2 protein-coding genes are annotated in these 1,261 nt (G+C 28.6%); both read left to right on the top strand.

The window, feature by feature from the left end; all coding sequences use genetic code 11:
• Window positions 1–625, top strand: a 625-nt coding sequence (locus tag XO11_RS10380) for an ATP-binding cassette domain-containing protein (protein WP_175418613.1), incomplete at its 5' end; no start/stop codon positions are given.
• The coding region (locus tag XO11_RS10375) for a hypothetical protein (protein WP_175418612.1) at window positions 618–1,261 on the top strand (644 nt) is incomplete at its 3' end. The genes XO11_RS10380 and XO11_RS10375, both read left to right, overlap by 8 nt.

Raw genomic sequence — 1,261 nt, 5'->3', positions numbered from 1 at the left:
GTTCATAAAAACCATGAATGCGTATGAAAATATGAAATATATTAGCTCGAGCATATATAAGAAAGTCACAAAAGAAGAAATGGATAAATATTTAAAAATAACAGGAATACAGCAACATGCAAAGAAAAAAGTAGGTAAATATTCCACGGGAATGAAAAAAAGACTGGCAGTATCGTTATTATTAATGATAGATCCGGATATATACATATTCGACGAACCAACAGAAGGACTGGATCCAATAGAAAGAAAAAACTTCATGAAATTAATGGAAGAATTAAAAGAAAGAGGAAAAGGGATAATAATAAGCACACACGTATTATCAGAAGCAAAAGAAATGGCTGATAGAGTGGGAATATTATACGATGGAAAAATACAGAAAATAATGTCAAGAGAAGACTTTGATAAACAGAATGAATATATAATAGACGCAGAGGCAAAAAGATATCCAGAATGGCTGGAATACCGAATAGAAGATGGAAAAGCGATAATAAAAAGCGACAACATAATGGAAACGCTGGAAAAATTAAAACAGGAAGGGATAAAAATAAAAGACATAGAAAAAAACACATCAATACTGGAAAAAACATTCATAAAAATATCCTCGGGAGATGGGAAAAATGATTAAAGCAGAACTACAAAAAATAAAAAAAGACAAATTCTTTCTATCATCGCTAATAATATATTACTTCTTCTCAACAATAAAAGCCAAAGGAATAGTATATCTAATAGCAAGATCATATTATGGGCAACCAGAAATGTCATATATAGCAGCAAAATACTTTGGAGGCATGTGGAACTTCTTAGGATTAATACAGCTAATAACAATAATATTTGGAATAAAAGTATTGCATGAAACAACAGAAAGCAGATTATACACATACATATTCATGAAAAACAGCAGATTAAAATTCTACAGCAAAAAAGCCATATCGTTACTGTGGATAACAACAATATACAGTATATATAACCTGATAATTTTCAGCTACTATTATATAACAATAATAGGAAAACCGGAAATAAAAGATTTAATAATGACAATAGTAATATATATAAACTATGAAATAGCGATACTATTTACAGCAATACTGGGAATGATGATATATACAATAGTAAAAAACAACCTATTCTCAATAATGGTATCGTTATTTGTAATATACACATATTTCCTATTGCCAAGATACAACAAAATATATCATCCATTAAACTACGTATATTTAATGACAAAAAAATTAATAAGCTCAAAAGGGATAGAGTTTGTAAT

Source organism: Marinitoga sp. 1138, assembly GCF_013363265.1.
Classification (GTDB): Bacteria; Thermotogota; Thermotogae; order Petrotogales; family Petrotogaceae; genus Marinitoga; species Marinitoga piezophila.
Note: the sequence above shows the minus strand (reverse complement) of the source record. Positions and strands in the feature narration are given on the sequence as shown.